This is a genomic window from Streptomyces sp. MK37H (assembly GCF_018035285.1).
Taxonomy (GTDB): domain Bacteria; phylum Actinomycetota; class Actinomycetes; order Streptomycetales; family Streptomycetaceae; genus Streptomyces; species Streptomyces endocoffeicus.
The window spans coordinates 1-8428 of sequence record NZ_JAAAYH010000394.1; the positions used below are offsets into that span (position 1 = coordinate 1).

The 8428-nt window shown below is 72.7% G+C and carries 7 protein-coding genes; 4 read left to right on the top strand and 3 right to left on the bottom strand.

The genetic code is table 11. The annotated features are described in order from the left end of the window. From GWI24_RS35480 to GWI24_RS35495, 4 genes are all read left to right on the top strand, one after another. The coding region (locus tag GWI24_RS35480) for a deaminated glutathione amidase (protein ID WP_210950145.1) at nucleotides 1-821 on the top strand (821 nt) is incomplete at its 5' end. A gap of 8 nt (nucleotides 822-829) precedes the next feature. After that, nucleotides 830-1762 (top strand): ABC transporter substrate-binding protein, encoded by a 933-nt coding sequence (locus GWI24_RS35485; protein ID WP_210950146.1) that lies wholly within the window; start codon nucleotides 830-832, stop codon nucleotides 1760-1762. A gap of 24 nt (nucleotides 1763-1786) precedes the next feature. Then, nucleotides 1787-2785, top strand: coding sequence for an amino acid ABC transporter permease (locus GWI24_RS35490; protein WP_210950147.1), 999 nt, complete (start codon nucleotides 1787-1789; stop codon nucleotides 2783-2785). Nucleotides 2786-2856: 71 nt separating this feature from the next. Continuing rightward, nucleotides 2857-3609, top strand: a complete 753-nt coding sequence (locus tag GWI24_RS35495) for an amino acid ABC transporter ATP-binding protein (RefSeq protein ID WP_121825236.1) — start codon at nucleotides 2857-2859, stop codon at nucleotides 3607-3609. 54 nt (nucleotides 3610-3663) lie between these two features. Here the strand turns inward: GWI24_RS35495 and GWI24_RS35500 are convergent, their stop codons facing one another. The 3 genes from GWI24_RS35500 to GWI24_RS35510 form a co-directional block, all read right to left on the bottom strand. Beyond that, entirely contained in the window at nucleotides 3664-4134 is a 471-nt protein-coding gene (locus tag GWI24_RS35500) for an NUDIX hydrolase (RefSeq protein WP_210950148.1), read from the bottom strand. Between the two features lie 89 nt (nucleotides 4135-4223). Further along, complete coding sequence (locus GWI24_RS35505) at nucleotides 4224-6014, bottom strand: CHAD domain-containing protein (RefSeq protein ID WP_247617314.1); 1791 nt, start codon at nucleotides 6012-6014, stop codon at nucleotides 4224-4226. Between the two features lie 16 nt (nucleotides 6015-6030). After that, nucleotides 6031-8283, bottom strand: coding sequence for an RNA degradosome polyphosphate kinase (locus tag GWI24_RS35510; RefSeq protein WP_210950149.1), 2253 nt, complete (start codon nucleotides 8281-8283; stop codon nucleotides 6031-6033). Nucleotides 8284-8428: the final 145 nt, after the last annotated feature.

Genomic DNA, 8428 nt, shown 5'->3' on the forward strand with positions numbered 1-8428 from the left:
ATATGCGCATCGCCGTAGGACAGTTCGCCGCCTCCCCCGACTGGAAGGACAACCTGGCCGCCTGCCAGGAGCTCACCGCCGAGGCGGTGCGGGGCGGCGCGGATCTGCTCGTCCTCCCCGAGGGCGTGCTGGCCCGCTTCACCGAGGACCGCCACCGGATCCGCGAGGTGGCCCAGCCCCTCGACGGCCCCTTCGTCACCGAGATGCTCGCCGCCACCGCCGGGTCCGCCACCACTGTGGTGGTCGGCATCCATGAGCCGTCCGAGGACGGCCGGGTGTTCAACACCCTGGTGGCGCTGCGCGACGGTGAGTTGATCGCCCGCTATCGCAAGATCCATCTCTATGACGCCTTCGGCGACCTGGAGTCGGCCAACGTCCGCCCGGCGGACGAGCCGCCCGTCGTCATCGATGTGGCGGGCACCAAGGTGGGCCTGATGACCTGCTACGACGTCCGCTTCCCCGAGCTGGCCCGGCTGTTGGTGGACGCCGGTGCCGAGGTGCTGGCCCTGCCCGCGGCGTGGGTGCGCGGCCCGGCCAAGGAACGGCACTGGGAGGTCATGGTCACCGCACGGGCCCTGGAGAACACCTGCTGGGTGGCGGCGAGCGGCGAATGCGGTCCGCGCAACATCGGCAACAGCCTCGTCGTCGACCCCCTCGGCACCGTCCGCTCCCGCCTCGCCGCCGCCCCCGGACTGGCCTGGGCGGACGCCGCTCCCGACGCCACCGCCGCGGCCCGTCGCACCCTTCCCGTCCTGGCCAACCGCCGGTTCGCCGTCGACCCCACCGTCATCCCCCTCGGACCCCTCGGAGCGCCCCAGTGAGCATCCCCATGAGACGTCCCCTGGCCACCGCGGCCACCGCCCTGTCCTGCTGTCTCGCCCTGGCCGCCTGCGGGGCCAACCCGCCCCAGGCGGAGGGCGCCACCGACTCCGGCGGCTCCGGGGCGGCGTCGGCCAAGCACCCGGAGGACAAGGCGCTGCACGCGCGACTGCCCGCGAAGAACCGCACGTCCGGCACGCTGGTGTCGGTCAACAACGGCTCCTTCCCGCCGTACGAGATCGCCGGTTCGGACGGCCACAGCCTCACCGGGGCCTCCGCCGACCTCGCCGAGGCACTCGGGCAGGTCCTCGGCGTGAAGATCCGGCATGTGACCACTGACGGGCTGCCCAGCCAGCTCACCGGCATCAAGGCGGGCCGCTACGACTTCGCCCTCGGCCCCGTCGGCGACTTCAAGGACCGGCAGGGCGCGAACGACTTCGTCGACTGGGTACGGGAATTCGTCGTCTTCGCCGTGCCCAAGGGCAATCCGCACCACATCAACTCCCTGGCCGACACCTGCGGACAGCGGATCGCGGTGATGGCGGGCGGCTCCGCCGAGGGCGTCATCAAGAAGCAGGCGCTCACCTGCGAGAAGGACGGCAAGAAGGCCGTGAAGGTCCAGTCGTACAAGGACCAGCCCGGCTCCATCCTGGCGGTGCGCTCCGGCCGCGCGGACGCCTTCTTCTCCTCCCAGGCGCCGCTCACCTACTTCGTGGCGCAGGCCAAGGACCAACTCGAACTGACCGGCATCGGCAAGGGCAACGGCTTCAGCGACCTCTACCAGGGCGCGGTCGTCGCCAAGGGCTCCCCGCTGCGCGACGTGCTCCTCAAGGCGCTCCGGACCCTCATCGACGACGGCACCTACGGAAAGATCATGAAGAAGTGGGGCCTGTCCGCCAACACCCTCGACAAGCCGGGCGTCAACCTCGGCGGCGAATCCTGATCCTGTGAGGAGGTGAGCCCACCCATGGCCACCACACAACCGCCGACCACCCGGGACGACCCCGGGAGGGCCGAGCTCACGCCCGGTGCCGTCCCCGTCGTCGACGTTGCCGGCGCGTCCCCCGTCCGCCATCCGCTGCGCTGGCTCGCGGTCCTGGTCCTCGCGGTCCTCGGCGCCCAGCTCGGGCACTTCCTGATCACCAACCCGCACTTCGAATGGGGCACCGTCGGCGCCTACTTCGGGGCCCAGCTCATCGGGCAGGGCATCGCCACCACGGTCGAACTGACCGTGATCGCCATGATCATCGGCATCGCCGGCGGTGTGCTCGTCGCGGTGGGGCGGATGTCGGAGAACCGCGTGCTCAGCACGGTCTGCGGCGCCTACGTCTGGTTCTTCCGCGGCATCCCGGTCCTGGTGCAGCTGGTCTTCTGGTACAACCTCTCGGCGCTGCTGCCGAGGATCTCCTTCGGGGTGCCGTTCGGCCCCGAGTTCATCAGCGGGCACACCAACACGCTCATCACGCCCTGGCTCGCCGCCATCCTCGGCCTCGGTCTCAATGAGGCCGCGTATATGGCCGAGATCGTGCGCGGCGGTCTGCTGGGCGTCGACCAGGGCCAGACGGAGGCCGCCGCCGCACTCGGCATGGGCCGCGCGAGGATCCTGCGGCGGGTCGTCCTCCCGCAGGCCATGCGCTTCATCATCCCGCCGACCGGCAGCCAGGTCATCAACATGCTGAAGGCGACCTCGCTGGTGAGCGTGCTCGCTCTGGCCGACCTGCTCTACACCGTCCAGTCGATCTACAACCGCACCTTCGAGACCATCCCGCTGCTGATCGTGGCGTGCCTGTGGTATCTGATCATGACGTCCGTGCTGTATGTCGGCCAGTCGTTCATCGAGCGGTACTACGCCCGCGGGGCGACCCGCCACGCCCCTCAGGGGTTCTGGAACTTCGCGCTCTTCCGCCGGCGCCCGGACGCCCCGTCCCCGGCGGCGGACAGCCCCCTCGCCAAGGAGGAGACATGACGGCCCAGGACACCCAGGAGGCCACCGGCCCGGAGGCGACCGTCGGCGAGCCGACCGCCGCGGAGGTGCCGATGGTCGTGGCCCAGCGGGTCCGCAAGCGGTTCGGGCAGCTTGAGGTGTTGCGAGGTATCGACCTCGAGGTGCGCCGGGGCGAGGTCGTGGTGCTCCTGGGGCCGTCCGGTTCCGGTAAGTCGACCTTTCTGCGCTGCATCAACCACCTGGAGCAGATCGACGCGGGCTCCATCCACGTGGAGGGCAGGCTGATCGGCTTCCGGCGGTCCGGCGGACGCGTCCACCATCTGCGCCCGCGCGAGGTGACCCGGCAGCGACGCGACATCGGCATGGTGTTCCAGCACTTCAACCTCTTCCCGCACCAGACGGTCCTGGAGAACGTCATCGAGGCCCCGGTCGGTGTGCTCGGCCTCTCCAAGGCCGAGGCGCGGAAGACGGCGATGGAGCTGCTGACCCGGGTGGGGCTGGCCGAAAAGGCGGCGTCGTATCCGCGCCAGCTCTCCGGCGGTCAGCAGCAGCGCGTCGCCATCGCCCGCGCCCTGGCCATGCGGCCGAAGCTGATGCTCTTCGACGAGCCGACCAGCGCCCTGGACCCCGAACTCGTCGGCGAGGTCCTGGCGACCATGCGCGACCTGGCCCGGGACGGCCTCACCATGCTCGTGGTGACGCATGAGATCGGGTTCGCGAAGGAGGTGGCGGACCGGGTCGTGTTCATGGACGGCGGCCAGGTGCTGGAGACCGGCACCCCGCGGGAGGTGCTGGACAGCCCGGCCAACCCCCGCACCCGGGCCTTCCTCTCGCGCTTCCTGTAGGGGAGCCGGGCGCGGACGGGGAGCCGCCCACCGGTCAGGACACCGGGCCGTCGCTCAGGACGGCCGCAGGCTGTGCAGCAGCGCGTCGATGAGGGTGCGGTCGTGGTCGTAGGTGAGGCGGCGGCGGGCCGCGTCCGGGGACAGCCAGACCAGGCGGTCGACCTCGCGGTTGGGCACGAAGGGCTCGTCGTGGTCGACCGCCTCCGCCGCCCAGTAGCGGACCTGTTTGGGGCGGCCCTTGGCCACGTAGTGGAGGGTGGGCAGCACCTCCCCCGGGGCGCAGCCCATGCCGGTCTCCTCGGCGACCTCGCGCACCGCGCCGTGCAGCGCTTCCTCGCCGTGCTTCAGCTTGCCCTTGGGATGGGACCAGTCGTCGTAGCGGGGGCGGTGGACGAGGGCGACCTCGAGCCCGCCGCCGCGCGGGGACCGTCGCCACAGCACACAGCCCGCCGCCAGGACCGTCCCGGTGTCCGTTCCGGTGTCCGTTCCGACCAGCCCGTCATCGCGGGAATTCCGCCGGTTCATCCGTCGTCTCTCCCTCCCCGGTCCTCCGCTGTCCTCCGCGTCGTGCCGTGCGTGTCCGCCCTTCGGCGATCCGGGTCCGTCGTCCGGCGTCAGGAGGCTCTGGCGGCGGACACGCGCCGCCAGATCCGGCCGAACGCGAAGCGGGCCGCCTCGACCTCATGCCGCTGATCGGCGTGGAGCACCCCGAGGGCGTACGCCGTCGCCGGGGCGATCCGGGGCGTACGGGCGGCTGCCGCCGCGGCGGCGGCCGCCTCGGCCGCGTCGCGGTGGCGCTCCAGCGCCTGCCCGGCGGCCAGCAGCCGCACCGACAGCGGCGGCTCGGCGTCCACGGGGCCGGAGCCGCCCGGACCGGAACCACCCGGACCGGAACCACCCGGACCGGAGCCGCCGGGCCCGGAGCCGCCCGGGCCGGAGCCGTTGGGCCCGCTCGCCCCGTCCGGCTGCTGCCACGCCTGGTCGAGCACCTCCAGCGCGTACCGCCGCAGCCGCAGCAGATGGCGCACCTGGTGCCAGGGGGCGTCCTGACGCTCGCTGGCGGGCGGGGCGTCCGCCGCGGGAGTCGCCGCCAGGCCGTGGACCAGCGCCTCCGCGTTGTACGGATGCCCGGCGCGGACCAGCGGCAGCGCCTCCACCGCCTCGGCCAGCCGCCGGTTCGCCAACTCGGCGAGCGGCGGCAGCACCTGCCCGGCGGGGCGGGCGGCGTTGGCCTCGTCGAGCGGGACGTCGGAGGCGAGCAGGGCGACGGTGTCGGCGACCGCGTGGAAGCGGGAGGAGCCGAGCGCCTCCAGGGCGGCGGTGTGGGCCCGGGTCCGGGCCAGCGTGAGCTGGCGCTCCAGCAGCGCTCCGGCGCGGGCGGCGCCCACGGTCAGCGCCCCGCCGCGGGCCTCCTCCTCGGCACCGGCCCGCTGGTGGGTCGCGCCCGGCTGGCCGGACCGCTCGCCCTTCTCGCCCCTGGCTCCCCGGCTGCTCTTGTCACCGCGCTCACCGCGCTCACCGCGGCGCCGTCCGGCCGCCCGGCCCTCTTCCCGGTCCCGCTCTCTGTCCCGGTCCCTGGTCGTTCCGGCCGCGCCCTCGGCGCCGGCACCCGCGTCGGCCGGACCGGGCCGCGCACCCTGCCCCCCGACCGGGTCCGCGGCCCCGCCTCCCGGCGCACCGGCGGCCAGGGAGACGCTGCGGCGGGAGGCACGGGTGGAGCGGGAAATCGGGCCCGCGGTGCCGGAGGGGCCGCCCGCGCCATCGACCGCGACCGTGACCCCGCCGCGCGCGGTGCGCGCGGCGCTGGTGGCATGCGCCGCGTTCACAGGCTGTGTGTCGGAGGGCCGCTCGCCCGGGCTCGCGGTCTCGGCGGCCGTTCCCTCACCCTGCGGTGACCGGTCCCAGGGACCGCCCGCGCCCGAGAGCCGGTGCAGGGCGCCGCGCAGCCGGTCCAGCCGCTCCGCGTAGGCGTGTTCCCGCGCCAGCGTGCCGGACAGCCAGGCCAGCTCGGTCCGCAGCTCATCGGACCAGGCCGTGTCGGTGAGCGGGCGGTAGACGTAGAGCGCGCCGCTGATCCGCCGCGCGGCGCGGCGCAGCAGCCGGGCGGCCTCGGCCGCCTCCTGGACGTCGGAGCCGCTCTCGCGGTGCAGCCGCAGGCTGCGCAGGAAGTCCCCGGCCCGGGCGTGCAGATACGCCGACAGCACCTCCCCGGCCGTCGCCGACTCCCACGCGGGCGCTCCCGAAGCCGCCGCCGAAGCCCCCGAAGCCGCCGCGGAAGCCGCCGAAGCCGCCGGGGGTGCCGCCGAAGCCGCCGAAGGTGCCGCCGCGCCCTCCGCCGCCCGGTCCGTCACGCCGTCGGTCCCCGGGCAGGACGGGTCGGCGGCCGGGTCCGCGGCGCCCGTCATCCCGGCCGGCGGCAGGTCATGTCGTTGAACCACGCCGTCGCCTCCGGGCGTCGATGAGCATCTCCTGAACGTTCCGCAGCGGCTGGCCGTCCGCGTCCGCGGCGTGCCGGGTCCACTCGCCGTCCGGGCCCAGGTGCCAGGAGGAGGTGGAGTCGGCCATCCCGGTCTCCAGCAGGCGGTTGAGGGCGGCGCGGTGACCGGTGTCGGTGACCCGCACCAGCGCCTCGATCCGGCGGTCGAGATTGCGGTGCATCATGTCGGCGCTGCCGATCCACACCTCCGGCTCGCCGCCGTTCCCGAACGCGAACACGCGCGAATGCTCCAGGAAGCGTCCGAGGACCGAACGGACCCGGATGTGCTCCGAGAGCCCGGGGACGCCCGGCCGCAGCGCGCAGATGCCGCGCACCCACACATCCACCGGCACCCCGGCCTGCGAGGCCCGGTAGAGGGCGTCGACGACGACCTCGTCGACCATCGAGTTGACCTTGATCTTGACGTAGGCCGGGCGGCCCGCCCGATGGTGGGTGATCTCCTTGTTGATCCGGGTGATCAGCCCGCCGCGCAGCGACTTGGGGGCGACCAGCAGCCGCCGGTAGTTCTCCCGCCGGGAGTAGCCGCTCAGCCGGTTGAAGAGGTCGGAGAGGTCCGCGCCGACCTGGGAGTTCGCCGTCAGCAGCCCCAGGTCCTCGTACAGCCGGGCGGTCTTGGGGTGGTAGTTGCCGGTGCCCACGTGCGAGTAGCGGGTGAGGGTGTCGCCCTCCTGGCGGACCACCAGCGACAGCTTGCAGTGGGTCTTCAGCCCCAGCAGGCCGTAGACCACGTGGCAGCCGGCCTCCTCCAGCTTGCGCGCCCACTTGATGTTGGCGTGCTCGTCGAAGCGGGCCTTGATCTCGACCAGCGCCAGCACCTGCTTGCCGGACTCGGCGGCGTCTATGAGCGCGTCAACGATCGGCGACTTGCCGGAGGTGCGGTACAGCGTCTGCTTGATCGCCAGGACGTCCGGATCGGCGGCGGCCTGCTCCAGGAACGCCTGCACGGAGGTGGAGAAGGAGTCGTACGGGTGGTGGAGGAGGACGTCCCGCTCGCGCAGCGCCGCGAAGATGTCCGGCGGGGAGGCGGACTCCACCTCGGCGAGGTCCCGGTGGGTGCCCGCCACGAACTTGGGGTACTTCAGCTCCGGCCGGTCCAGCGCGGCTATGCCGAACAGGCCGGTGAGGTCGAGCGGCCCGGGCAGCGGATAGACCTCCGCGTCCGAGACCTTCAGCTCGCGCACCAGCAGGTCCAGCACATACGGGTCGATGGACTCCTCGACCTCCAGCCGCACCGGGGGCCCGAAGCGGCGGCGCAGCAGTTCCTTCTCCAGGGCCTGGAGAAGGTTCTCGGCGTCGTCCTCCTCGACCTCGAGGTCCTCGTTGCGGGTGACCCGGAACATGTGGTGCGCGAGCACCTCCATCCCCGGGAAGAGCGCCTCCAGATGCGCCGCGATCACGTCCTCCAGCGGCACGTACCGCTGCGGCGACGCCTCCAGGATCCGGGAGAGCGACGGCGGGACCTTCACACGTGCGAAGTGATCATGCCCGCTGACGGGGTTGCGCACCACGACCGCGAGATTGAGCGAGAGCCCCGAGATATACGGGAAGGGGTGTGCCGGGTCCACGGCGAGCGGGGTCAGCACGGGGAAGATCTGCTGCCGGAAGAGGGTGAAGAGGCGGGACTGCTCCTTCTCCGTGAGATCCGGCCAGCGGACCAGATGGATGCCCTCCTCCGCGAGCGCCGGGGCGACATCCTGCTGGTAGCAGGCGGCGTGCCGGGCCATGAGCTCACGGGACCGGTTCCAGATCAGCTCCAGCACCTCGCGCGGCTGCAGCCCGGAGGCCGAGCGGGTGGCGACCCCGGTGGCGATGCGCCGCTTGAGGCCGGCGACCCGCACCATGAAGAACTCGTCCAGATTGCTGGCGAAGATCGCCAGGAAGTTGGCCCGCTCCAGCAGCGGGGTGGACGGGTCCTCGGCCAGCTCCAGCACCCGCTCGTTGAACGCGAGCCAGCTGCGCTCCCGGTCCAGGAACCGCCCCTGCGGCAGCTCCCCGTCCTCCGTGCCGGGCCCGGTGCCTTCCTCGTACGAGTCCAGGTCGGCGTCGAGATCGGGGTCGAGCGACCGCACCGGTGCGGCGACAGCATGCGGCCGGTGGGCCGCGATGGACCCGACCGAAGGCTGGGAGGGGGGCTGGGGCTGCGGGGAAACCGATGCCTGACCGCTTGTGTGGCTCATGAACTCATTGTTCCGCGCCGGAGGTGAATACGGCGTGGCGGAAGCGGGTGCGGAAACGGCACGGAGCCTCCGGTTCGACGAATTCGGCACAGCGGGCTGCATTCAGTGATGCTCGCAACCAAGGTTGAATCGCCGGTAACGGACA

Bases quoted from the DNA above. Each gene is read 5' to 3' on its own strand.
- GWI24_RS35490 (WP_210950147.1), top strand. From the start codon at position 1,787: ATGGCCACCACACAACCGCCGACCACCCGGGACGACCCCGGGAGGGCC.
- GWI24_RS35510 (WP_210950149.1), bottom strand. From the start codon at position 8,283: ATGAGCCACACAAGCGGTCAGGCATCGGTTTCCCCGCAGCCCCAGCCC.
- GWI24_RS35485 (WP_210950146.1), top strand. From the start codon at position 830: ATGAGACGTCCCCTGGCCACCGCGGCCACCGCCCTGTCCTGCTGTCTC.
- GWI24_RS35495 (WP_121825236.1), top strand. From the start codon at position 2,857: ATGGTCGTGGCCCAGCGGGTCCGCAAGCGGTTCGGGCAGCTTGAGGTG.
- GWI24_RS35500 (WP_210950148.1), bottom strand. From the start codon at position 4,134: ATGAACCGGCGGAATTCCCGCGATGACGGGCTGGTCGGAACGGACACC.
- GWI24_RS35505 (WP_247617314.1), bottom strand. From the start codon at position 6,014: ATGACGGGCGCCGCGGACCCGGCCGCCGACCCGTCCTGCCCGGGGACC.